Genomic DNA, 25,648 nt, shown 5'->3' with positions numbered 1-25,648 from the left:
AATAGCCTACTAATATAACATTTTTTATGGATTATCTCGCCATCAATTTAGAGTTTTTTGGATGAGACAACACTTGAACTAGCATAAAAATTCGTCCACTATATCGTAGATATCATTATTAACAACTAAAGGATTAACCATGAGCCAGACTCAATCAATAGCGACTTATGACGATAATAATATCTTTGCCAAAATGCTTGATGGTGATATTCCTTACCACAAAGTTTATGAAGATGATAAAACGCTCGCCTTTATGGATATAATGCCGCAAGCGAAGGGTCACGTACTCGTGATCCCTAAACAAAAAGCGGTTGATTTGGCCGACCTTGAGCCTGAATATGCGTCGGCGATACTTATGACTGCCAAAAAAGTCATGGCAGCCCAGCGGCAAGTATTTGCGCGTGAAGGCATTGTTCAAATGCAGCTTAATGGTAGCGAGGCAGGACAGACGGTGTTTCATTATCATATTCATCTTATCCCTAGCAGCATTCATGAGCTAGGTCGTCATGCGGTCACACAAGCGGATAATGCAGAGCTGGCCAAATTAGCTCAGCAACTTGCTGGAAAAATAATTGAGTAAGCTATCTTGACTACGCACTTATGATCTAACTATGAAGAAGGCAGCTGACAAGTTGCCTTTTTTAATTTTGGGTAACAGTCTAGTAACAAATGTTAATGTATTGTTATATGTTAGGTCGTTTTCTGGGGTTTTTCTAATGATTGTGTTAATTATTGTCGCCTACAACCTTTTTTATGACCTGCATAGCATCGTTATATGGATTCAGTGGCTGTAAGTGCTCAATGCTTAAGGCTAGTAACAGAACTTTTAATAGAACCTTGTTACCATAATAATAAGAGACCACGTTTATGGAAAATAGATCCTCTCGTTCTACCATCTTGCTGCCTGTATTTATACCAGCAGCTATCATTATGATTTTGTTAGTTATTGGTACGTCTATTAATCCAGAAGCTGCTGGTGCAGTATTCAGCAATGTGCTCAATTTTATTACCGACACTTTCGGCTGGTTTTATATGCTAGCGGTCGCTATATTTTTGATTTTTATCATTATGCTAGCGTTTTCATCTTATGGCAGTATCAAGCTCGGTCCTGATCATGGCGAAGCGGAATATAAGTTTCTCGAATGGTTTGCGATGCTGTTTTCAGCAGGTTACGGTATTGCACTACTATTTTATGGTGTAGCCGAGCCAGTAATACATTTTGCGAGTCCGCCACTATCACAGCCTGAAACTATTGCTGCCGCTAAAGAAGCCATGCAGATCGCCTATTTTCATTGGGGCTTTCATATTTGGGCGATCTATGGGGTTGTTGGTTTATCTCTGGCCTATTTCGCCTTTCGACATGGTTTGCCTTTGTCTATACGTTCCACTCTTTATCCACTTATCGGTGATAAAATCTATGGTCCTATTGGTCATACGGTTGATGTCTTTGCAATTTTAGGGACGATGTTTGGTATTGCCACTAGTTTAGGGCTATCTGTCGCACAAATTAATGCGGGTTTAAATTATCTATTACCTAACTTAGTCCCCGTTAATACAACGGTACAAGTGATTACGATTGCAGTGGTGACGGGTTTGGCGCTGATATCAGTGTTGGCAGGTATGGACAAAGGGGTCAAGCGCTTATCTATCTTGAATATGGTGCTGGCAACTTCATTAATGATTTTTGTATTCGTTGTGGGTCCAACGATATTTATTCTAAACGCTTTTATGGAAAACACGGGCAGTTATTTAGGTAATATCGTTGAGCGTAGTTTTAGTTTGCAAGCTTACAAGTCTAGTGATTGGATTGGTAGTTGGACACTGTTTATCTTTGCATGGACGATTGCCTGGGCGCCTTTTGTTGGTTTGTTTATCGCTAAAATCAGCCGTGGCCGTACTATCCGTGAGTTCATCGCGGGTGTCATGCTGGTGCCAACTATTTTCACCTTTTTTTGGTTTTCAGTATTCGGTGATACTGCGCTTAATATGATTATGGTTCAAGGGTATGACTCTTTAATCACTGACGTGCAGAATAACCAAGCGATTGCGTTATTCAAATTATTAGAGAATCTGCCTTTTACTCAGATAATATCTTCTATCACGGTATTGTTAATTATCACTTTTTTTGTGACTTCATCGGATTCAGGGTCACTAGTGATTGACTCACTAGCAGCTGGTGGCCGTAGTGATACACCATGGTGGCAGCGCTCATTTTGGGTAGTAACAGAGGGCGCAGTTGCTGCTGTTCTGTTAATTGCAGGTGGTTTGACAGCGTTGCAAACGGCGGCTATCGTCAGTGCTCTACCTTTTGCCATTATTATTTTAATCTCTATCTTTGGCATGTGGCGTGCCCTACGCATTGAGGGTCATCGTAATCAAAGTTTGGCCAATGACAATCATATACCACCGCACCTGCTCAAACTTGAATCATGGCGCGACCGTATTGACTATATTACCGAACAACCAAGTCGTGAGGAAGTACTGGACTATATCAAAGGTACGGTTATGTCGTCTATGACTGAGGTGGCAGAGAAATTTAAAGAGACAGGTTGGATTCCTGAAGTTAACTACGATGATACTAATAATCGAGCAGTATTGGAATTACAACGTGGTGACGATGTCGAGTTTTGGTATGAAGTGCGCTTATCACATTATGATACGCCTGATTATTACTCAGATGACTCAAAAAATGGGCTATCGCAAGATCACTATCATCGAGCGCAAGTGTACTTACGCCGCGGTGCCCAAACCTATGATCTATATGGCTATCAATCAGAGTCTGTCATCAACGACATCATTGATCAGTTTGAAAAGTACTTGCACTTCTTAAATGAGTCGCCTAATAGTTTGCCATGGCGTATGCAAGAGCATGATGAAGACCTTACCCTTGAGCAGGGTAGTGTGTTTGATAAATAGTATAGGTTTTAAACCTTGCAAAACCTATAATAACCCTTAGAATAACGGCTTGTTTTTATTGATTTAATTTTATCAAAGGGCAAGCCGTTTTTTATGTCTATAGATACGCTCATCCGTCCAAAATCAAGTCTAGAACTCAGTCCCAATACTGCCGCAGCAGCGAGGTCTGATAGTGCTCATCCGCTATTACAGCCATTAGTGATTGGCGGCTTGACGATAGAGAACCGCTTAATGGTCGCGCCAATGGCTGGCGTCACAGATAATCCTTTTCGCAGATTGTGCAAATCCTTTGGCGCAGGTCACGCAGTCAGCGAAATGATCATCGCTGATACGGCGCTTTATGCGCGTAGAAAGTCGCTTTATCGTGCTAACTTCGATAATGAAATTGCGCCTATCTCTGCACAAATTGCAGGGGCTGAGCCCGATAAACTCGCCGAAGCGGCACGCTATCAGATCGATAATGGTGCACAGATTATCGATATCAATATGGGCTGTCCTGCCAAAAAGGTCTGCCGTAAGCTGGCAGGGTCAGCGCTGCTACAAGATGAGGATCTAGTCGCAAGATTACTTGATGCAGCAGTAAACGCGGTCGACGCACCAGTAACGCTAAAGACGCGCTTAGGCTTTGAGAATGGTCGTGAGAATATTTTGCGCGTCGCCAAGATGGCCGAGCAAGCGGGCATTGCGGCGATTGCTATTCATGGTCGTACTCGCGAGGATATGTATACAGGCGAGGCACGTTATGAGCTGATACGTGAGGTCAAAGAGAGTATTAGCATCCCTGTCATTGCCAATGGTGATATTGATAGCGCCCAAAAAGCTCAGCAGGTTTACGAGCTAACGGGCTGTGATGCGGTGATGATCGGTCGCGCCGCTCAAGGTCAGCCATGGCTGTTTCGTGATATCGAGCATTATCTGCGCACAGGTCAGGTACTAGATGCGCCAACGGTTAGTGAGATTAAGGAGATAGTGTTGACACATTTGCAAGAGTTGTATGGCTTTTACGGTGAATACTCTGGCTGTCGTATCGCTCGTAAGCATATTGCTTGGTATACCACAGGTATTCCTAATTCTAATGCCTTTCGCCAAGCGATGTATGGGGAGGAGAGCACCGCTGGACAATTCAAAGTGGTGGAGAGTTTCCTACAAGCGCATGAATAAAGTGATTTAAAATATCGATTTTAAAGCCTCTAATAGATTGTTTTTTAAGACTTGCGAGCTGCTTTATATAACTAAGTTACTGCATAAAATAAATTAGTGAAAAATGAAAGCTACTGCTAAATAGTTACTGATTAATAATGCTTTGATACTTGCTAAATAATGTTTGTCAATAGTAATAAGCTAAACGGTACTATATAACTGATAGATTACTATGACTACTAATACCTTTACAAATATTTGCTTAATGGTGATAATCGCTGCATTATAAGGCTTTATGCGCATCTCTTTAACTAAGAGTAATTAGTTTTTGCTATGCTAAAACTGGATAGTGGCTGGACCACATTAAACAACAAGGACGTTTTATGGCTAATATATCAAAAAAAGTAATCGCTAAGGCCGTTAAGGGTAAAAATATTCTTATCACAGGTGCCTCAAGTGGTATTGGTGAGCGCACTGCGCATTTGCTTAGCGAATGTGGTGCTCATGTAATTTTACTGGCACGTACGGAAGAAAATCTTAAGATGGTCAAGGACGAAATCGAGAAAAACGGCGGTAAAGCCAGCTATTATGCTTGTGACCTGACTGATATGGACGATATCGAAAAGACGACTGATAAGATTATCGCTGACTTTAATCATATCGATATATTAGTGAACAATGCAGGTCGCTCTATTCGTCGCTCGGTTCATGAATCGGTTAACCGCTTCCATGATTTTGAGAGGACAATGAATATCAACTATTTTGGCGCGGTTAAGACTATTTTGGCCTTTTTGCCGATTATGATTAGTAGACAGACGGGTCAGATCATTAATATCTCATCCATTGGTGTACTAGCTAATAGTCCACGTTTTGCTGCCTACGTCGCCTCAAAAGCGGCATTAGATGCCTTTAGCCGTTGTCTAGCCGCTGAAGTAAAAGGCCATGATATCTCTATTACCAATGTCTTTATGCCATTAGTGCGCACGCCTATGATTGCGCCGACTAAGCTGTACCGTTATATGCCAGCGCTTATGCCTGATGAGGCAGCTATGATGGTAGCCAAAGCTATTGTAGAGCAGCCAAACAGTATCGCTAGTAACATGGGTAAGTTTGCTTCAGTTACTTTTTCACTGGTACCCGCATTTAACGTCGGTCTGCAATCTATGGGCTATCGTATCTTCCCAAGCTCAAGTGCCGCACAAACCACGGACTCTAAACCTAATATCGCCCAACGTGCCTTTGCAAAGCTGATCCCTGGCGAGCATTAATTCCAATAGTTTAATATTACTCTCTAAGAATTAAAGGATACTTCGGTATCCTTTTTTTGTTTAATTGATTTTACGAGGATACGCGCGATTTCCCAGTGAAGACTTTAAGGTTTGGCTTTAGGACAATGGCACTAAGATTTTGAGTGGTTTGTAGCAGCTTATTGTATATAGCAGTGTATTGTTCAACAGACCCTAGATAATTAAAGTACTAAAAGCGTATTATGTGGGGATTATTTTCATTACGGATAGCAAAAAAAGTGAGGTAGTAATACCCGCTTTTTTATGAATATTTTTATTAGGATAGGTCATGCTTCTTCGTTTTATTGCGCGTCATAGCACATTAATTATGCCAGTTTGCGCTATTGTGGGCTTTATTTTTCCAAACTTATCCAATGCAGTATTGGTATATTTACCCCAAATACTGTTCTTCTTGATGTTTTTCACTTTATTGGGTATCGATCAATATGCGCTGTTAAAGCGTATAGCGACAAGCTATGTCTGGGTTTTTGCCTTGTTACAAAGCGGGGGCATGAGTCTAGCTTTGATAGTCATTGCTTATGCGCTTGGTGTACGTGGCGATTGGCTATTGGCCATTGCAGGTCTTGGTGCCACTGCTCCATTATTTGGTAGTGGTGCGTTGGTCAATGCAGTGGGGTTTGATGCACAACTGGCAACGGCAAAAACTATCGCTGCGACCCTCGTTATGCCATTTACCTTATTAGGCGTATTGTGGCTATTAGGCGATGGAAATGCGCATATAGACGTTGGTACTTATATCAAACGCTTGTTAGTTTATATCGTTATGCCAATGGTGCTAGCTGTAGGGGTGCGTCGGTTCGTTCCACCTGCTATTTTGTCACGTTATTATCCCAAAATTGGACAGTTTAATATTTTACTGCTGATGTTGTTTCCATTGGGACTGATGGCAGGATTTCGTACTACCTTTGACCACGATCCGTGGCAAGCATTGTTATTACTAGTGCTAAGTTCGGTATTGGCATTGGTGTTTTATTTTAGCGCTTATATCATATATCGGCGTTTTGGCTATGAAAATGCCATTGTCGCTGCGCTGGTATGTGGCGGACGCAATGTACTACTTGCTTACACTATAACGGTACCCTTTATGGGCGCGGTGTTTCTACCGTTACTGGGTGCCTTTCAATTACCAGCATTCTGCTTACCCTTACTGGGCAAATATATGGCAAAACGCCATACACCTTGAAGTATAGATTTAAGGTCAGGTTTCAGCTCATGGTATCTACGGGCTGAGGTATCCTTTTTTATGTCATTGACATTATGAGGTAAGGGTCAGGTTCCCTAGTGAGGACTCGAATCTATTGAGCATAAGAAAGACAGTTTATATAGGGTCCGTTAAGGTATATATTAATACCAATGATCCAAATTCAGGAATTAAGTCATGTTATTTTTTCATTTAAAATCATCATTGCCTATATTCAAAACGGCAATGGCTTCTGCTTTACTAATCGGTACTGTACAACTGATGACAGGCTGTAACTCACAGCCTTCACCTTCAAGTAATGACAGCACTGCACAAACGAATAATACAGATAAAAATGTGGCTAAGGATGATAAGATGTCTGTCAATCCAGCGCCTACAGATACGAGTGCTATGGATAAAGCCCAAACTAACGAAGCAGAAGATATAGCTGATGAGCAAATCGTCAGCCCGTCAGGGTATCAAAAACTAAGCTTCGGTCAGGTTATTACCCCCGAATTGCTAAATAGCCTGAGAATGACCAAAGCCAAGAGCGATAACGAACAATGCTATTACGTCAGTAATCCAGAATTGAGCTATATCGATAAAGATTACGGTGAACGTGCTTCTGTGCTATATCAAATCATAGATGGTAAAGTTGCTCTGATCAGTATTCAGGATTCAAGCATAGCGTTTTATAAAGACATCAACGTTGGAAATTTAGCTACAGACGTTATGAAAGCACATAATGACGAGCTTAGCTACGAGGTCGATAAATATGCAGTTGATGGTGATTACTATAACCTGATTGCTAATGTCAATTTTAAGGCGATACAAGAAAGCCCACTTGGAGAATTCTTAAAAGACGACAATATTAGGCTTAATAATAAACAGGATAAGTTGCCGCTACAAATTGAATATCATATCAAAGGCGGTCAAAAGCTAAGTGATTCTACGATTAAGGCTACTGAGTGGACAGTAGACCATAAAAATCTATTAAAAGGTGAGGTAGAAAGCATCGATATTGGTATACCAGAAGCGATTTATTTGGTGGAAGGCTGCTCTTAAAAGTTGAACGTAGTAACCCAGCATCTAGCTGGGTTATTAGTGAAAGGCTATCTTTATAAGGTTGCTTTGTGATTCATGTTCAATCAATGAGTTATCGCACTCTCTAAAATCGTATAGGCTGCTTTGACCCTATCTGCGTTTGGATAGTTTTTATTTGCCAGAATGACAATGCCTGATTTTTTGGCAGGGATATAAGCGATATAGCCACCGAACCCATTAGTAGCGCCTGTTTTGTTGACCCAGACGTTGTTTAAAATAGGCGTTGGATGATTATCTGTTTTAATGGCTTGAGGCTTTAGCACCACGTTCATTGAGTTACCTTCGAGTAAGGTATCTAGCTGAGTAGGATAAGGGTACATCTCCCATCCTAACCCTTGGGTAAAAGTGCTCGCTTGATAGTAACCCTTTCTATTATTGTCTAACGCTTGCTGAATATCTTTGTCCAGCGGCACAAGACCCATATTAGCCGCCATAAAATGCGTCATATCTTTAATAGTGGATTTAATGCCGTAAGCTTCAGCGTCTAACATGCCAGGATTGACTCGGATAGCATCGCCAGCAGCGTTATAACCAAACGCATAATCCGCCATTTTGTCATTAGGCACATTGATAAAGGTGTTGGGCATATTGAGTGACGGTAATATTTTATTTTCCATCAATTGTGTGTAATCAGCATCCATGCTCAATGCCGATATGTAACCAAACAATCCTATGCTGGCATTGGAATATAAACGCGTTGAGTTGACGGGAAAGACTGGCTGCCAAGATTTATAATAACGAAGTAACTGTTCATTATTTTTAACGTCATCAGGGACTTGTAGCGGCAGACCACCAGCGGAATAGGTGGCTAGGTTTATAAGCTTAGTATTGCCAATGGGGCTGTTTTTTAGATAGGGAATATATTTGTCAGCGGTATATTCTAACTTAAGTGTGCCATTTAATTCTGAATAACTGGCTAAAGTAGCCGCAAACGTTTTACTGATTGAGCCTAGCTCAAAAATAGTGTTTTCTGAGACAGGTATTTTGGCTTTCTTATCAGCCAAACCATAATGATAGAAGTGTGATTTACCATCAATAATAATGCCAAAAGCCATCCCTGAAATATCATGTTCGTTCATTAACGATCTGGCTTGCTGATCAACGGCATTTTTCAGAAGATCATCACTGTCAGCTGCCTGTGCCGTTGCAGATAGCAATGCTACTGTCACTAAAGCGATAAGTCCTACTTGATTTAACAGAGTTTGAACGAATCTTTTCATTGTAGGGCTTCTCGTTTATTCTAATAAATGGACTAAGAATTTAATGCATATGCAAATAGCGCTTTGCTTTTAGTTAGGGTATGCCGCTTTATATTATCTCAGAATGCTGAATCCCTGACAATCTTAACGATTCAGTACTACAGATTGCTTCCAATAGAGTACACCCCTACGAAACTACCAAAACAGTCCTGATAATCAATAAATAGACTACTTAAAACAGACCACTATAATGAAACCACTTACAACAGACTATTTAACTAAAAACACGCCATAATATCCAAAATACGCCGAGCATAATGATTGCGATAATGAGCAGACGCTTACCCCAAAAAGGCACGAATGGCTTTTTATAACCTAAGTCATTGAGCTGACTATTGACCCCAGCTTGCAGACTCTTAAAACCTTGTTCTGTTGGTGTGGTCTTAACTTTATCCTTTGATAGCGTGCCAAATTCTTCTTCGATAGGCGCTTCATCAAAGCTAATAGCGCTATTAGGGATGCCTTGTTTATTGGCGATAGTTGTCAGCTTTTGCTGCTGTTTGGCTTTGATAGCGTCTTCATACTCATCAATACGAGCTTTGGCCGCCTCCATAGTGATACTTTCATCCGCTGCTAAGGTTTTAATTGCCATAACCAAATTGCCTTTTTCGACCATGATCACAACCGATTTTGGCAGCTTTTTACGGATTGATTGGGCGCTGGCGTCTGGATTAAACATAAAGATCCTTATGGGAAAAAGTTAAAACGATGTCTAGCAACTGTTTAATAACCTAAACAGCTTAAGCAACCAGTATAGCAACTCTATTACTGATTTCTATAATCGAATCGTTATCCAAAAAAATACCGCAATCAAGAGGATAGCGGTATTTTTGAGATTTTTAAAATTTATAGTTTTATGACTTACAATTTTTCTAAAATTATAAATCTTTCCAGCGCTGAATAGACTCTTTGATAACTTCTTTGGCCTCGTTCACATCACCCCAAGACTCAACCACCGTTGTGCCTGCTTTTTTCAGGTCTTTATAATGACTAAAATGGAAGTTTAGCTGATTGATAAGCTGTTTTGGCAGATCTTCTAAGCTGTTATAAGCGTTGCCTGTATCACGATCATCAGCAGGTACAACGACGATTTTGTCATCGACTTCGCCATCATCGACGAATTTCATCACGCCAATCACTTTAGCTTTTAAGAATATGCCAGTAGGTAGCGGCTGTTCGGTGATAATTAACGCATCTAGCTCATCGCCATCTTCGTCTAAAGTTTGCGGGATAAAACCATAGTTGCAAGGCTTAGCAAAGATTTGCGGATCAATACGATCCAGCTCAAAAACGGCTAACTCGCGGTTCCATTCTATCTTATGACTGCTATTTGCTGGAATCTCAACGACTACATTGATAATACCGCCATCAACATCACCTGCGTCCAAAATTTTATTAAAATCTGCCATAACTACTCCTGTGCTTTTTGTTAAAAATAAAAAGTGATTAAAAGGGGAAGGGTAATGCACTGTTTTTATCGCGGGCTACACACTTTATCGACAGTGCAATAAGTCGTAACCCTGCATAAATTATATCGAGAGCGAGTATAGCAAGTTTGACCGCGTTTTTGTGATTATGCTTAAGTCAAAGCTGGCACGATATTATGCAAAAAAAGACTCAATATATTTTATTTTGGGTCAGTTAGTCATTTAGCAGCGATAGGACGCAGCTCAAGGATTCCAGCATGACGCTGAGCAATATTATCAATAAGCTTTTGGGTGACCTCGCTATAACTTAATGAATCAGTGTCAGCACCACTCATCGCATTAGCATCACTCATAGCGATAAAATCGCTCAAGCGTAACATCTGCATACCCGCGTAGCCGCAAGGATTAATCGCATTAAAGGCTATTAGGTCGCAATCAATATTGAGCGCAATACCATGATAGCTAAAGCCGTGCTTGATCTTAAAGCCCAATGAAGCCATTTTGCCGAGCATAATAGGGTCATTGTTATTTTCAATGCCTTTGTTAGCATTAGCATCTATTTTGCTATATAGATAGACGCCAGGCGCATCACTACGTGCCTTAGCATAGATATTATTTTGCCCATGCAGACATTCGTTTATGACATCTTCAATCGCCTGCTCAGCATGTGAGACTAAGTTGCGCACACTCCAGCCTAAACTATGCAGATCAAATAGCCAATAAATCACTAGCTGTCCATGGCCGTGCCAAGTGACTTGTCCGCCGCGATCCGTCTTGATAATAGGGGTAGTGGTATGCGCTAAGATATGTTCCTCTTTGCCCGCCTGCCCAAGGGTGTAGACATCATTATGATCGACGATCCATAGCTCATCAGGGGTGCGCAACCCCTGCTGTTTTTTGAGCGCAATACGCTCAAGGGTACGCGCCAGCATCGCTTCATGAGTGGGATTATAATCAGCAGTGCTTAACGATTGACTGATAAGCATATCGCTAATAACAGTCTTATTAATAGCTAAGTCAGCAGCCTGATTAATATCATTGAGAGCGTTGATATCATTATCAAGATTACTGGCATTGGTAGGAGCAATAGGCGTTACAGAGGTCATAAGCGTTACCGTCTTATAGTTTTAGCATAAGGATTCTAAACGAGCACAGTAGTATTGTAGATTAATAGCTAGAGTTTAGCAGTATTTTGATAAAAGCGTTTAAACTCCAGTGAGAGTCATTATTCAATCTTGACTCATTATTAAGATTTTATAGCTGATTTGTAACCTATTTCGCACCTATCAGTGTTATAAATAAACTTTTCATTGTCTAGTCAATAAGTTACATTACATAGCAATTAAATAAAATAAGTTATTAGCTCAAGGCCTTCTATTGAATAAATCAATTGATGACTAGCCTAGAATGCATTTATTCTAACACTTATGACTAAAGGGATGACCGATAATGGATACTATACAGAACACTTTTGATCAAAAGCTTGATGAGCGTCATCTTGACAGCTTAAATGCTAACACTCAGTCTACTGCTAAACCTAGCATCATCACGACTATAGATAAGCTAAAAGCTCAGTTTACGCATATGCAAGAGCTTAGCCGTACTCAGCCTATCCTAGATTGGGACACGCGCGCCGAGCTACTGGATAAGCTAGATGCGCTACTTCGAGACAATCAAGATACGCTAGCCCAATCTATAAGTAGCGATTTCGGCTATCGCAGCACCTCTGAGACTCAATTTGCTGAGCTATTCCCAAGCTTTACGGGCATCACACATGCCAAAAAGAACGGCAAATCTTGGATGAAAACCCGCCGCGTGGCTATCTCCGCTTTATACTTGCCCGCTCATAACGAGATTCAGCCACAGCCATTAGGTCTTATCGGTATTATGGTACCGTGGAACTATCCGCTGTATCTAGCGATAGGGCCGATGATAGATGCGCTGACCGCTGGTAACCGCATCATGATAAAAATGAGTGAAGCGGCGCCTAAATTTGCGCAAGCCTTTGCTGAGGCAATTGCGCAGTATTTTTCCTCCGACATGGTCAGCGTCGTGTTAGGAGAGGTCGATATAGCGACAGAGTTTAGTAAATTACCGTTTGATCATCTGCTTTATACAGGCTCAACTGAGGTCGGCAAAAAAGTAATGGCTGCCGCCGCGCCAAACTTGACGCCTGTGACTCTAGAGCTGGGCGGTAAGTCGCCGGTGATCGTGCTTGACGATGCCAATCTTGAATCAGCGGTTAATCGAGTGATGATGGGCAAAACGATTAATGCAGGTCAGACTTGTATCGCGCCTGATTATGTGTTGATTCAACGTCCGCTGCATCAGCGCTTTATTGAGTTAGCCAAAGAGTGGATGCAAGCGCATTATCCAGATATCGCTAATAACGAAGACTATAGTTATATCATTAATCAGCAGCAGTTTGATCGTGTACAAGGCTATGTTGAGAGCTTGCCTGCCGATAGCGTTCATAAGACGACTGATGTCGATGCCAATATTGAGACACGCTTAATGCCACCTGTTATCGTCACGGAGCCTGCGCTTGATAGCGACGTTATGCAGAATGAGATCTTTGCCCCTGTACTGCCTTTGATGCATTATGACACCCTTGATGATGCGATTGATTTTATCAATGATCGTCCACGTCCTTTGGCGCTCTATGTATTCGGCAATGATGATCGCAGCATTGAGCAGATACGAACTCATACCGTTTCAGGTGGCGTTTGTATTAACGAAGTCATTATTCATGTGGCGCAGCATGATCTACCATTCGGTGGTGTCGGTCATTCAGGAATGGGCTCTTATCATGGCAAAGCAGGCTTTGAGCGCTTAAGCCATATGAAGCCTGTATTTGTACAGTCTAAACTGAACGGTCTGAATTTATTCTTGCCACCATATGACAAGTTATTCAAACGAGCTATGGGTATGTTCTTAAAGTAGCCTGCTTGTTTTAAATATTTATTTTAATAAAAAGCGCTTATCACGATAAGCGCTTTTTTATGCCTATCTTTTATAACTTGTTTTTTATAATTCGTTTTAAAACCGTTACCAAATAGCTATTGGTTATAGATAGGATAAGCAGCTACACTTTTAAAACTTGTTAATAATAAAAATTTTAATAATTAGGACATTTTATGCGCCAATGGATTGCGATAAGTTTATTATTAATAAGCTCTTTGTTCTTGTCATCAACGGTATTGGCAGCTTCAGCCACAAACTGTGATACGCCGATCAAATTTGGGGCACTGACATGGGAGAGCGGGCAGTTCACTACAGGTATTCTAAAATATATTACTGAGAGTGGTTACGGCTGCGCCATCGAGGAAGTACCAGGGGCTGGGCCTGCGCTTGAGACTGCATTGTCGCAAGATGATATCCAAATCATTGGCGAGCAGTGGGTGGGGCGCTCGCCGATCATGGAGCAAGCTATTAGCGATAATAAAGTCGCGGTGATTGGTGATACGCTCAAAGGCGGTGCCACCCAAGGCTGGTATGTTCCGCAATATGTGATGGATGATAATCCAGGCTTGCGTCGCTATCAAGATTTGCCCAATTACAGCGAGCTATTTACCGATCCTGAAGACCCCAGTAAAGCGCGTTTTATGAACTGTCCTTCGGGCTGGGCGTGTGAAGTTTTCAATACGCGCCTGCTTGAAAACACAGGGCTTGATAGCACCTTTAACAATGCGCATCCTGGTACGGGCGCAGCATTGGATGCTGAGATTGCCTCAGCGTTTGAGCAGCGCAAACCGCTGCTGTTTTATTATTGGCAGCCAACAGGGTTAATCGCCAAATATGACTTTGCCAAGATAGAGTTTCCGCCACATGATGATGCTTGCTGGCAGGACTTATTGTTAGCTGATGGTACTTCTAACTGTGTCTCAGGCGCGCCTGTATCGCCATTAGCAATTGCGGCCTCAACGCCTTTTATCGCCAGTCATCCAGAGCTTACTCAAGCTTATAAAAAAGTGCAGCTCACCGCCGATCAGCTCAATGGCGCAATCTTGGCTATGAGTGAGAATAAGCGCAGCGGTGATGAGCAAGCGCTCGTATTCTTACGAGAGAATCCGCAAGTTTGGCAATCTTGGCTGACACCAGAGGCTGCAAACAATCTTGCGACAGCCCTCGGTATTGACAATAAGGTAGGCGGTGCTGGTAATACAGATATGGATAGCCCGCTTAATAGCGTTGACAGCACTAGCTCTATACTAGCTTTATCCTCATATTTCCCTTCATGGTCGCTCGAAGACCCCTTGAACCGATCTTTGTCAGCGCTAGTCAAAAACTATGGCGATGTGTTTCGCGGTATTAGCCATGTCGCGTTGACTTATTTACTACTGCCCATCGAGCGTCTGTTAACTATCGTTCCGCCTTGGCTGATTATCGCTCTAGTCACGATATTAGCTTGGTTTGGCGTGCGCAAAGTCTGGTTTGCCTTAGCTTGCGGCTTTGGGCTGTTTTTGATTGGCTCTTTTGGTCTCTGGGTTGCGCTGATCGATACTTTTGCTTTGCTTATTGTCTCAGTATTAGTCACGGTTATTATCGGTATTCCTATCGGAATTGCGATGTCGGGGAGTACTATATTACGTAAGATAGTCACGCCTATCCTAGATGTGATGCAGACGATGCCAAGCTTTGTCTACTTGATACCTGTGCTTATGCTGTTTGGTATTGGCAAAGTACCTGCGCTATTTGCGACGATTATTTATGCGTTGCCACCACTTATTCGCTTAACGACGCTCGGTATTAAGCAGGTTAATCATGAAATGATAGAAGCGGGGCGCTCATTTGGTAGCACGCATTGGCAATTATTGATTTGGATTAAGCTACCACAAGCCTTACCCAGCATCATGGCAGGTATCAATCAGGCGGTTATGATGTCGCTAGCCATGGTGGTATTGGCCTCTATGATTGGTGCACCAGGACTTGGTGAAGATGTGTTGCAATCTATCCAGACCCTCAATATTGGGCAAGGCTTGCAAGCAGGGACAGCTATTGTCATAGTAGCGATCATTATTGATCGTATTACTCAAGCTTTTGGTCAAGGTAAACGCGCCCGTCAAAAGACTATTGCCGCAGCCAAGCGCCATGCTGGCTAAAGTTTTTTAAACTTATGACTTGAGTTTATAAACAGTAGCTTTTTGAATCCATATTAAAAATTAGCAAATTGAGAATAATAATGAATCATATTCAACTTGAAAATATCAGTAAGATATATAATGCTAAAGGCAAGCAAGCAGAGTCAGCATTGAAGCTATTGGCTGAGGGCATGGATAGCGCTACGCTAAAAGCGCAAACAGGGTATTCGGTAGGACTATATGATGTCAATCTGGCGATAAAAGCAGGTGAGCTGCATTGCATTATGGGGCTGTCAGGTTCGGGTAAATCAACGCTGATACGCCATCTCAATCGTCTGATAGATCCGACTAGCGGCAAGATATTAGTAGATACTAGTATTAATTCAACTACTACTGATAAGAGTGATTTTGAAGTAAAGCGTACCAGTAACAGCGTGACAGATTCTGCTATTAATATTTTAGAATTAGATGATAAAGGCTTGCAGCAATATCGCCAGCAAACCATCAGTATGGTATTTCAGCATTTTGGCTTAATGCCGCATCTGACCGTTATTCAGAATGTCGCTTACGGTCTACGAGTGCGCAAAATGAGTGTCAGCGAGCGTCATGAGATTGCTCGGCATTGGCTAAACGAAGTTGGCTTGCCAAATCTAGAGCAAAGCTATCCCGATGAGTTATCAGGTGGGATGCAGCAGCGGGTAGGGCTGGCGCGTGCTTTGGCTACAGATACCCCTATACTGCTAATGGATGAGGCGTTTTCCGCGCTGGATCCCCTTATTCGCAATCAATTGCAAGATCAGCTATTAGAGCTGCAAGAGCGCCTGCATAAAACCATTGTTTTTATCACTCATGATATCGACGAAGCAGTCAAAGTCGGTCAGCGTATTAGTATCTTGAATGGCGGGCGCTTAGTACAGACGGGTACCCCTGCGCAATTACGTGACACGCCTGCGGATGATTACGTTGCGCAGTTTATGAGTGCTAAGCATTAGCGTACATGCTCATTCGATTAGGAAAACTACCACATCAAATCATCTGGAATCACATAAGCGGCATAAGGATCATCTTCCTCCAGCTCGATATCTGACTTATCATTCGACACTACTATGAATCCTGTCAATTTGGACTCAATACGATCGGCTAGTGGCCGCGGTAGTAGGGCATAATTCAGAGGGTTGTCTAAGCTGCTATTATCTTCTAAGCGCGCAATAACCACATGACCTGCAACTATTTGCTCATAGAGCTTCTGGGTGACATAGAGCTTTTTGATTTTGCTATTATCGACAAACTGATAACTGACCTCGCCCTGAGTGTTTGTGAGCTGATGCTGTTTTATCATTTGAATAATATTAGCATGTAAGGTTTTTTGCTCCAGAAGCTGCTGCTTTTCATGATTAAGTTGCTGATCCTTAGCGACCTTTTTTGCCTGCGCCTCGGCTAATGCTTTTTTGGCCTCAATGTTGGAGGCATCCCCTGTGCGCTTAGCATGTTGAGATTGTTTGCTTATCTTGTTCGCTTTTTTACTATCGACTAATCCAGCTTTTAACAGCTGCGCTTGCAGGGCATTTTTTGCCATAATTTAATTCTCAAAATAAGTAGGTTCTAAATAAGTGACTTTTAAATAAATAATTAATAAATATCGTAAAAAGACATTATATTTTAGCAAATTTTACTATAGACGTCATTGTCTACTGCTATTGATATGAGCGCTAGTATCACAATAGAAAGTGTTTGTAATAAGTAGTGAAAGCAACAACGAAGCGCGAATTTGGTTATACTATTTGCTTATACTGGGCGTTCACTAATGCTAATGGCGCTTTATTGATTTTAAAATTATAAATACTACCTCTGTTTTTTTTACCAATTTTCTCATTTTTGCTTTTATTATTTTAAGGTTTCAGCATGACAGCTACATCCAACCCTATAGTTTATCCTCCTATTATCACATCCTTACTTGATAATGACTTATATAAATTTACCATGCTGCAAGCAATGTTACATCAGTTTCCACAGACGCATGGTGTTTATCGGTTCCGTTGTCGCAATAACCAAGATACTGATTATCCGCTTGGCACTATCAAAGAGGCGCTAGAGCAGCAATTAGATAGCTTATGTCAATTGCGCTTTTTACCTGATGAGCTTGAGTATCTACGTAGTCTACGTTTTATGCGCTCAGACTTTGTTGATTACTTGGAGCTGTTTCAGCTTAAACGTCGCTTCATTACGGTGAGTACCGATAGCAAAGGTCGATTGATTGTTGATATCGAAGGACCAATGATTCAAGCGATGTTTTTTGAAGTCTTCGTGTTAGCTATCGTCAATGAGCTGTATTTCAATGCTCTATCCGATCCTAGTGTGATTAAAGAAGGTCAGCGTCGACTGGATGAAAAAGTAGAACTGTTGCATGATTATGCAAAGCGCCAGTCTGCTGATAATAATCAAGCTGACCACAAGCAGGAAAAGATACCACCGTTTATTGTGGCAGACTTTGGCACGCGTCGCCGTTTTAGCAAAAGCTGGCAGGCGCATGTGGTCGAGACACTGCATAAAGCTGAGCCCGATATCGTGAGTGGCACCTCAAATGTGTTGCTGGCAAAAAACCTAGAAATGACGCCGATAGGCACGATGGCGCATGAGTTTATGCAAGCCTTTCAAGCGCTCGATGTACGTCTGCGTGATTCACAAAAAGCGGCGCTTGAGGCTTGGGTGCATGAATATCGTGGTGATCTGGGTATTGCCTTGACGGATGTAGTAGGTATGGATGCGTTCTTACGTGATTTTGATTTATACTTTGCCAAGTTATTTGATGGTCTGCGCCATGACAGTGGCGACCCCTACGCATGGGGTGATAAAGCGATTGCTCATTATCATAAGTTAAAAATAGATCCAAAAACTAAAGTATTAACCTTTAGCGATGGGCTTAATCTTGATAAGGCTTGGGAGCTACATCAGTATTTCAAAGATCGTATTAAGACCAGCTTTGGTATTGGCACCAATTTGACCAATGATATGGGCTTAACGCAATTAAATATTGTCCTAAAGCTAGTTGAGTGTAATGGTCAGCCTGTCGCTAAGCTGTCTGATAGTCCTGGCAAAACTATGATTAATAACGATACTTATCTGGCTTATTTGCGCCAAGTATTTGAGGTTGATGCGTTGGACTGATTTTTATTAATAGTTATTCATCACCATCAACCACTTCTTCATCAGCAAACGCTGCGTCTAATGCTTGTTGCACCGCATTGATACGAGTCTCACAAACGCGATAGGCGGCAATAGATTCTTCAACGGTCGTCATCAAGTTATCAATATCTGGCTCATCTTGCGCTTGCAAATCAGCGGCATTGGTTTTTAGAATATCATAAGCTGCCTTAAAAGTTTTTGGGGTGGCTTTTTTGCGTTTACGGGTAGTGGTAGTCGTCATAATTTTTCCTTAATGTTCATGATTTTAAAAAATTTCATATTTTAAGACATTGTTTTTGCTAAATTAAAATTTTAAGTCTCTAAGCTTTCCACATTCGAGTTTTCAACCTTTAAGATTTGTGCAACAGCGTTTCCATCTTTTAACACAATGCTTATTATTTGCTCAGGGTAAAGCTGCTTGCTACTGGTCAAGGTATGTTTTCCTGATGTAGTCGTTAGCAGGGTATAGCCTTGATTCAGTACTCGCTCAGGTCGATGTAATAGCACAATGTCGCGCAGATAAGCGCTTTCTCGTTGCGCTTTTGTTAGCTGCTGTTCAGCGCTGTGCATAATTGTCTTTCGTTGGTTGCTAGATTCTATACTAGCCGTCGTTATAATTTGCTGGGCGGCTTGTTCTATTTGACTTTGATAATCGATAGTTAATCTAGTCGTTTGCTTGACTTGGCGCTGAGCACTTTGTTGAATACTGCGCCAAGCATAGTCGCTATCTTTTTGCAGCGCGGTTAGCTGACCTATAGTTTGTGATTGCAACTGACTAAGCTGACGAATAGCTTGTTGTTCAGCGCTTTTAAGCTGTCGCTGGGCGGCTTGTGTGATTTGCGCCCGATACTGCACCGTTTGCGCAACTAAGTTAGCCAAATGCGCGCTAATAGCCGCGATAACTTTGGAGGGCGTATCAAAGCTAGTATGCGCCACTTCATCTAAGATGACTTTATCACGCTCATGACCGATACCTACCCAAACAGGGACAGGCTGCTCAGCTATGAGGGCCGCCAGCTCATAATCATTGAGATAAGCCAAATCGCCAACCGCACCGCCACCACGAATAATGACTAATAAATCAGGCAGCCGATGATAATTATCATAAAACTGCTGCTGCGCGCTGACAATCGCTTGGCGTATCTCGCCTGGCGCATGATTGCCCTGAAAGGTAGCATTATAATAGTGAAACTGGCAAGCGCCTGTGCTGGCAAGTCGATCGGCATCGGCTTGAAAGTCGCCGAGTCCTGCTGCCTTTTCAGGGGCGATGACGATAACGTGCTCGATATCAAAGGGCTTGGGTAGCTGCTGATTCAGATGGAGTAGCCCTTCACCCGTCAGACGATCGACCATCTGCGCATATTGGCGCGCTAAATCACCTAAAGTATAGCTAGGATCAATATCTTCAATCGTTAAGGCAAAACCATACTGCGCATGGAAGCTGGCGGAGACTTTGAGCAGCACTGTTAGATCGCGTGCCAGTGGCATGCCCGTCGCGCGCTCAAACTTGGCTAATACACGCGTGGCTTTGAAGCGCCAAAGATTACCACGACAGCTGGCAACCACTTTGCCATCATCGTCCTTTTCAGCCAGCTCAAAATAATAATGTCCGCCTTTACTGGATAAGTTGCGAATCTCAGCTTTGACCCAAACCCGATGCGCAAAGGTTTGCTTGATGACCATATCTACTGCTGCGAGATAATCGCTCAGGCGCAGTACGGTATCCTCAAGATTGGTCTCTAAACTAGCCTCAACCTCGGCCAGCTCAGCCTCTAGAGTTTCTAAATCCTTGGCAGGGGTTATTACTTTAGCGTTATTTTCGGCGGCTGATTTTTTGCTTACTGATACAGCATTAAGATTAGGTTTACGCATAATAAGACCAGATAGCTATCGATGATATGTCTATAATAAAATGTCAAAGCGCTAGCTTAGCCTAAAAGTAAGCTAACAAAAAGTCTATTCATAAAAAAGCCAATAACGACCATAAAATTATTATCCTAGTTATTGGCTAAAATTGTTATTGGCTAAAATTTTGACACTTTACCATTGAGGTTTTAAATTACTGGCAGCGAAAGTTAATGGTGTATTCATAATCATCATCACGCGAAAAGTCTGGTGACTTATTACCCAGCACTGAGCCAACCACCGCACCTACTTGTCCAATCATGCGTCCAGCACGCTCATCTAATAGCCCATTATATTTCACTTCGTCATTGACGATGATCACTTGTTTACTGCGACAGGTTTTATTGGCACTATCGATAGCGTTCTGCTGCGCTTTTACTTTTGACTCGCCTAAACCTGTGGTCTCGAAAGTGGCGTCAGCCCGCTGAATGACTGGGGATGAGGGCGTGCTTTGGCAAGCGCTAAGGGCTAAAGCCGCTGCAATAGTTGCACTGAGCGCTAAAGTTTTATTCAAAGTAGCTTGGTTATTTATCATGAGTTATATCCTTTAAGTCATGCAAAATTAGTCTTCTAACGAACCATGTGAATCTACCTGATTAATAGCGGTAGCGTATATAGGGTTAGTGTGTACGATATTACCTCTATGTTGCCCAAAGACAATATGAGTAGAATAAAAAACAGATGCTTCGATAGCAACATTGCTTTAATTAGAGCTATTTTGTTCGATAAGCAGCAAATAACTTGAAATATAAGCTGTATCTAGGATAATTGGTCTATATTCTTAACCTGTAGTTATCATTATGCCCTTAATTCCTGCTCCTGCTGGCGTGTTGGAAGTTGACGCGCTTTGGCAACAAGACAATCCTAACGATGCTAGTACCGATACTGTAGCGCTATTAAGCCATCCTAACCCTCTATTTGAAGGCACGATGAATAATAAAGTCGTCACTACTATGTACCGATTTGCCCGTGACAATGGCATGCATGTGGTACGCTTTAATTTTCGCGGCGTTGGTCAATCGACAGGCGAGCATGATTACGCGGATGGTGAATTACTCGATGCTATGACCGTGCTACAATGGCTGGCGACCCAAACTAATGCCCGAAAAATATGGCTTGGCGGCTTCTCTTTTGGGGGTTATGTGACCGCCCGAGTGGCTGAACAGATGCTAATATCACCTCATATATGGGGCTTGAGTGACTTTGAGATTGACAAGGTAGCGCTAATCTCGCCGTCAATAGAGAAAAACGCTAGCGATGATATCAGCTTGCCTATAGAAAAAACTTTTGAGATCTATGGCAATGCTGATGAAGTGATTGAGCCTGCCAATATGCAAGCTTTTGCTGAGCGTTTGGGCATTGAGGTCAGTGTCGTTGATGGCGCAGGGCACTTTTTTCATGGACGCTTGTCAGAGCTCAAAAAACTATTGGCGCAGCATAGCGCAGAGTAAAGTGATGTTTGAAGGCCAAGTGCTAAGGTTTAGGTTATAAATTTTAAGTCATAAAGACGATGTTTTATAACCTATGCTATAGAGTTTATAGTCTAAAGCTTGTATTCTAAAGCCTATATTAAGCGGCAAGCTTAAGCTAGTTCATCTTTGATAATGGTTTATAAGCCTAGTTTTTAGATGCTGTTTGAAGATTGTTCTGGTAGTACAATGGTCACTATACTCAGTGTTAAAGACATAAGTTAGTAGCCATTGTTGATAGTAATACTTTTATTTATTTTGTCAAATGATGAGTCGCATTATGAGTTTATCTCCATTGCAGCGCTACGAGCAAGCCATTGAGCAAGAAGGCTTTAATAAAGATGAGCAACAGCATCAAGCTATGAGCTATCTTGATCATCTCTACCATCAGCTGAATGAAAGTGCGAATCAAAAAAAGAGCATGTTTAGTTTTTTAAAATCAAAACCTGCCGCGCCAAAGGGCTTGTATATGTGGGGCGGAGTCGGTCGTGGTAAGACGTGGATGATGGATATGTTCTATGATTCACTAACTATCGATCGCAAGATGCGTCAGCACTTTCATCATTTCATGCAGCGAGTACATAAAGAGCTTAATCAGATTCAGGGTCAAGCAGATCCCCTAGAAAAAGTGGCTGATATTATCTATAACGAAGCCGTTGTTATCTGCTTCGATGAGTTTTTTGTCTCTAATGTCTCAGATGCGATGATTTTGGGCGACTTATTTACTATGTTGTTTAATCGTGGGGTGACTTTAGTTGCCACCTCCAACATCGAACCCTCTGGCTTGTATAAAGATGGTCTGCATCGGGATCGATTTTTACCTGCGATAGCTGAGGTTGAGACTCATACTACGGTGATGAATATCGATGCAGGGGTGGATTATCGATTGCGGCTATTGCAACAAGCTGAGCTTTATAAGTCACCAATGACGCGAGATAATCATAATTGGCTGGCGAACCGTTTTGCCAGTTTATCTACTAATATTAAGATTAGCAGCGAGCCTATCGAAGTCAATGGTCGTGAGGTCAAAATCAACGCCCGTACTGAAACCATGCTTTTTTGTGATTTTCGGCACTTGTGCATGCAGCCGCGCTCAGCGTCAGACTTTATTGAAATAGCCAATCGTTATAGTATGGTACTGGTCAATGCCGTACCTGCCTTAGACGACGATCTGCGTGATCCGACTCGGCGTTTTATTTATATGGTTGATGAGTTCTACGATCGACGGGTCAAACTGTTAATTCGAGCTGAGCAGTCTATTTTAGACTTATATCAAGGCGAAAAGTTAGCCTTTGAGATTGAGCGTACGCGCTCACGATTGCTTGAGATGCAGTCAGAGGATTATTTGAAGATGAAGCATCGCCTTGATGATATAGCGTAAGCCTTTTTATTAGGTAAGATGGATTTTGTTATACATTGCTTATTACACTGTATCCAAACTTATTACAGTGAGCTCGTAAGAATGCTCAGCATAAGCCATACAAAAATAGCTTTGTATGGCTTTATACTTTAAAGCGCTTGATAGAATCAAACTAGGATTAACTATCGAAAGCATTCAACACTGAAAATAATTAAAAATTAAGGATAGATAATGAGTATAGATAATCATATCGATGATGACGATGTAACTAATGATAATACTGACGATCAAATGAGCGCTGAGCAGCTGATTGGTTGGATTAACTCTAGACGTAGCATAGGTACTCTAAATGAGCCTGCACCAAATCATGAGCAAATTCGCTCGGCTATTGGCTGCGCAGCAACCGCCCCTGATCATAAAAAGCTGCGACCATGGCGTTTTATTGTTACCGAAGGTGAAGCTCGACATCAATTAGGTCAAGCACTGGTCGCTGCCGCTCAAGCTAAAGCAGCTATTGATGATGAAGAGTTATCTGAGAAAACTGTGCATAAGACTGCGAACTTACCCCTGCGCGCGCCCGTCATTATTACTGTAGTCACTCAAATGCAAGAAAATAAAAAAGTGCCACCCTTCGAACAGATGTTAAGCGCAGGCTCTGCGGTACAGAATCTGATATTAGCATTAAAAGCACAAGGCTTTAGCACAGTATGGCGGACAGGATTATTATGTAATGAGCCCGCTGTAAAAGCTTACTTTGGTATTGGCGAGGATGACTATGTCACCGCTTTTGTCTATACAGGTACAAGTCCTGTGGAAAAAACCTCACGTAAGCCTATCGATATCGAGACTTTGTTGCGCTTTGAGTCTTAGAACTAATATAAACTTAAAGCAAACTGAGATTGCTGTAAAATAAAGCTATATCTTTAGGCGTCAAGCCTACAAGCAACCAAAATAATATCAGAGGATTGGATAATAGATATGACTAAAGATAATAAAACGCCTAACAGTGATATAGATAATCACAATGATTCTGATGCTAATAACCCTAACAATGAAAAGCAAGGCGGCTTGCTGGCAACTATTATTGAGCGCGCTAACAAGTCAGGACTTGTGCGTAAAAAGCTTAATCCTAGTAGTATAGAATCTGCTGTAGCCAATAATATGGATGATATTCATAAGTCGCCAACCAAACTGCGCTTGGCGTTTTTGGGCGGTGGCAGCTTTGGTACGGCAATGGCAAACTTAGCCGCACGCAATGGCTGTGATACCACGCTTTGGGTGCGCGATAAGCGGACGGTTAAGTCAATGACGAAGCTACGCATGAACAAGAAGTATCTGCCTGGATTTAAGCTCGATGATCGACTCAAATTTAGCCATGACTTGGAATCAGCGGTTAAAGATAAAGATATTATCTTTTTGGCAGTACCTAGTTCAGCCTTTCGTCAAACCCTTAAAAACATAGCCCCTTACATCACTGGGCAGTCGATAGTGTCACTCACTAAAGGTATGGAAAAAGATACTTTTGCTATGATGAGTGATATCATCAAAGATGAGTTGCCAGAGGTGAACTTTGGGGTGATGTCAGGGCCGAATTTGGCTATTGAAATCATGAAAAATATGCCATCAGCGACAGTGATTGCCAGTCAATCTGAGCCACTACGTCATGCAGTACAAGCCGCGCTACACAGTGCGTTTTTCCGTGTCTTTGCCAGCGATGATATCCGTGGTGTTGAGCTTGGCGGTGCTCTCAAAAATATCTATGCTATCGCGATGGGTATGGCGGCGGCGTATGACGTAGGCGAGAATACCAAAGCAATGCTATTGACTCGCTCACTTGCCGAGATGAGTCGTTTTGGGCTTGAGGAAGGTGCCAACCCATTGACCTTTTTAGGCTTATCAGGGGTAGGTGATCTGTATGCTACTTGTAGCTCTGAGCTCAGTCGTAATTATCGAATCGGTAATATGCTCGGTCGCGGTATGAGTATTGATGCGGCGGTCAAAAAGCTGGGTCAGACCGCTGAAGGGGTCAATACCATTCAGCAGGTACATGAAAAAGCGACCAGACAGGGCATCTATATGCCAATCACCCATGCTTTATATGCAGTGATCTATGAAGATAAAGCGGCATTAGGCGTGGCTCTACATCTAATGGAAGCAGGATTCCGTAGTGATGTCGAGTTTGTGATGCCGCACGATCATAGTAACGCTGCATTAACCGCGCAGATGCAGGCAGCGGCGCAAAAAGATGACGATAGTAGTGATGATAGAGATACCAGTGACGATAGCGCTGACAATAAGTAAAGCTAATAATTAATAA

Annotated in this window: 22 protein-coding genes; 14 read left to right on the top strand and 8 right to left on the bottom strand. The window is 42.1% G+C overall.

Annotated elements, in window-relative coordinates:
* The first annotated feature begins 139 nt into the window (after window positions 1–139).
* From Q9G97_RS07710 to Q9G97_RS07685, 6 genes are all read left to right on the top strand, one after another.
* Window positions 140–580, top strand: a complete 441-nt coding sequence (locus tag Q9G97_RS07710) for an HIT family protein (RefSeq protein WP_305898333.1) — start codon at window positions 140–142, stop codon at window positions 578–580.
* A 287-nt stretch (window positions 581–867) separates the two neighbouring features.
* Complete coding sequence (locus Q9G97_RS07705) at window positions 868–2,916, top strand: BCCT family transporter (protein WP_305898332.1); 2,049 nt, start codon at window positions 868–870, stop codon at window positions 2,914–2,916.
* 93 nt (window positions 2,917–3,009) lie between these two features.
* Window positions 3,010–4,077, top strand: coding sequence for a tRNA dihydrouridine synthase DusB (gene dusB / locus Q9G97_RS07700; protein ID WP_305898331.1), 1,068 nt, complete (start codon window positions 3,010–3,012; stop codon window positions 4,075–4,077).
* Window positions 4,078–4,439: 362 nt separating this feature from the next.
* A complete protein-coding gene (locus Q9G97_RS07695; RefSeq protein WP_305898330.1) occupies window positions 4,440–5,324 on the top strand; it encodes an SDR family NAD(P)-dependent oxidoreductase in 885 nt (294 codons plus the stop codon).
* A gap of 307 nt (window positions 5,325–5,631) precedes the next feature.
* Complete coding sequence (locus Q9G97_RS07690; protein ID WP_305898329.1) at window positions 5,632–6,546, top strand: lantibiotic ABC transporter permease; 915 nt, start codon at window positions 5,632–5,634, stop codon at window positions 6,544–6,546.
* A gap of 195 nt (window positions 6,547–6,741) precedes the next feature.
* Entirely contained in the window at window positions 6,742–7,608 is an 867-nt protein-coding gene (locus tag Q9G97_RS07685; protein WP_305898328.1) for a hypothetical protein, read from the top strand.
* Window positions 7,609–7,691: 83 nt separating this feature from the next.
* Here Q9G97_RS07685 and ampC read toward each other — a convergent pair whose 3' ends face one another.
* The 4 genes from ampC to lipB form a co-directional block, all read right to left on the bottom strand.
* Window positions 7,692–8,867, bottom strand: coding sequence for a class C beta-lactamase (gene ampC, locus Q9G97_RS07680; protein ID WP_305898327.1), 1,176 nt, complete (start codon window positions 8,865–8,867; stop codon window positions 7,692–7,694).
* A 253-nt stretch (window positions 8,868–9,120) separates the two neighbouring features.
* Complete coding sequence (locus Q9G97_RS07675) at window positions 9,121–9,585, bottom strand: hypothetical protein (RefSeq protein WP_305898326.1); 465 nt, start codon at window positions 9,583–9,585, stop codon at window positions 9,121–9,123.
* A 199-nt stretch (window positions 9,586–9,784) separates the two neighbouring features.
* Window positions 9,785–10,315: an inorganic diphosphatase gene (locus tag Q9G97_RS07670; protein ID WP_305898325.1), complete on the bottom strand. Its 531-nt coding sequence runs from the start codon at window positions 10,313–10,315 to the stop codon at window positions 9,785–9,787.
* Between the two features lie 236 nt (window positions 10,316–10,551).
* On the bottom strand, window positions 10,552–11,319 hold the full coding sequence (gene lipB / locus Q9G97_RS07665; protein ID WP_305900301.1) for a lipoyl(octanoyl) transferase LipB: 768 nt from the start codon (window positions 11,317–11,319) through the stop codon (window positions 10,552–10,554).
* Window positions 11,320–11,917: 598 nt separating this feature from the next.
* Between lipB and Q9G97_RS07660 the strand changes: the two genes are divergently transcribed.
* The 3 genes from Q9G97_RS07660 (at window position 11,918) to Q9G97_RS07650 (ending at window position 16,406) form a co-directional block, all read left to right on the top strand.
* Window positions 11,918–13,276, top strand: a complete 1,359-nt coding sequence (locus Q9G97_RS07660; protein ID WP_305900300.1) for a coniferyl aldehyde dehydrogenase — start codon at window positions 11,918–11,920, stop codon at window positions 13,274–13,276.
* A 194-nt stretch (window positions 13,277–13,470) separates the two neighbouring features.
* On the top strand, window positions 13,471–15,435 hold the full coding sequence (locus tag Q9G97_RS07655) for a glycine betaine ABC transporter substrate-binding protein (RefSeq protein ID WP_305898324.1): 1,965 nt from the start codon (window positions 13,471–13,473) through the stop codon (window positions 15,433–15,435).
* Between the two features lie 80 nt (window positions 15,436–15,515).
* On the top strand, window positions 15,516–16,406 hold the full coding sequence (locus Q9G97_RS07650) for an ATP-binding cassette domain-containing protein (RefSeq protein ID WP_305898323.1): 891 nt from the start codon (window positions 15,516–15,518) through the stop codon (window positions 16,404–16,406).
* 26 nt (window positions 16,407–16,432) lie between these two features.
* Here Q9G97_RS07650 and Q9G97_RS07645 read toward each other — a convergent pair whose 3' ends face one another.
* Window positions 16,433–16,990, bottom strand: coding sequence for a DUF2058 domain-containing protein (locus Q9G97_RS07645; RefSeq protein WP_305898322.1), 558 nt, complete (start codon window positions 16,988–16,990; stop codon window positions 16,433–16,435).
* Between the two features lie 326 nt (window positions 16,991–17,316).
* Here Q9G97_RS07645 and pncB point away from each other — a divergent pair, with 326 nt between their 5' ends.
* Window positions 17,317–18,579: a nicotinate phosphoribosyltransferase gene (pncB, locus tag Q9G97_RS07640; protein ID WP_305898321.1), complete on the top strand. Its 1,263-nt coding sequence runs from the start codon at window positions 17,317–17,319 to the stop codon at window positions 18,577–18,579.
* A gap of 13 nt (window positions 18,580–18,592) precedes the next feature.
* Here the strand turns inward: pncB and xseB are convergent, their stop codons facing one another.
* The 3 genes from xseB to Q9G97_RS07625 all read right to left on the bottom strand — a co-directional run bounded on the left by xseB (window position 18,593) and on the right by Q9G97_RS07625 (window position 21,037).
* Window positions 18,593–18,838, bottom strand: coding sequence for an exodeoxyribonuclease VII small subunit (gene xseB / locus Q9G97_RS07635; protein WP_305898320.1), 246 nt, complete (start codon window positions 18,836–18,838; stop codon window positions 18,593–18,595).
* Between the two features lie 71 nt (window positions 18,839–18,909).
* On the bottom strand, window positions 18,910–20,469 hold the full coding sequence (gene xseA, locus Q9G97_RS07630; protein WP_305898319.1) for an exodeoxyribonuclease VII large subunit: 1,560 nt from the start codon (window positions 20,467–20,469) through the stop codon (window positions 18,910–18,912).
* A 187-nt stretch (window positions 20,470–20,656) separates the two neighbouring features.
* Entirely contained in the window at window positions 20,657–21,037 is a 381-nt protein-coding gene (locus Q9G97_RS07625) for a hypothetical protein (RefSeq protein WP_305898318.1), read from the bottom strand.
* A gap of 265 nt (window positions 21,038–21,302) precedes the next feature.
* Here Q9G97_RS07625 and Q9G97_RS07620 point away from each other — a divergent pair, with 265 nt between their 5' ends.
* The 4 genes from Q9G97_RS07620 to Q9G97_RS07605 all read left to right on the top strand — a co-directional run bounded on the left by Q9G97_RS07620 (window position 21,303) and on the right by Q9G97_RS07605 (window position 25,632).
* Window positions 21,303–21,953 (top strand): alpha/beta hydrolase, encoded by a 651-nt coding sequence (locus Q9G97_RS07620; RefSeq protein WP_305898317.1) that lies wholly within the window; start codon window positions 21,303–21,305, stop codon window positions 21,951–21,953.
* A gap of 298 nt (window positions 21,954–22,251) precedes the next feature.
* Entirely contained in the window at window positions 22,252–23,352 is a 1,101-nt protein-coding gene (gene zapE, locus Q9G97_RS07615) for a cell division protein ZapE (RefSeq protein WP_305898316.1), read from the top strand.
* A 210-nt stretch (window positions 23,353–23,562) separates the two neighbouring features.
* On the top strand, window positions 23,563–24,201 hold the full coding sequence (locus Q9G97_RS07610) for a nitroreductase (protein ID WP_305898315.1): 639 nt from the start codon (window positions 23,563–23,565) through the stop codon (window positions 24,199–24,201).
* A gap of 108 nt (window positions 24,202–24,309) precedes the next feature.
* Window positions 24,310–25,632, top strand: coding sequence for an NAD(P)H-dependent glycerol-3-phosphate dehydrogenase (locus Q9G97_RS07605; protein ID WP_305898314.1), 1,323 nt, complete (start codon window positions 24,310–24,312; stop codon window positions 25,630–25,632).
* The last annotated feature ends 16 nt before the right edge of the window (window positions 25,633–25,648 follow it).

It is taken from the genome of Psychrobacter sp. M13, assembly GCF_030718935.1.
Taxonomy (GTDB): domain Bacteria; phylum Pseudomonadota; class Gammaproteobacteria; order Pseudomonadales; family Moraxellaceae; genus Psychrobacter; species Psychrobacter immobilis_G.
Note: the sequence above shows the minus strand (reverse complement) of the source record. Positions and strands in the feature narration are given on the sequence as shown.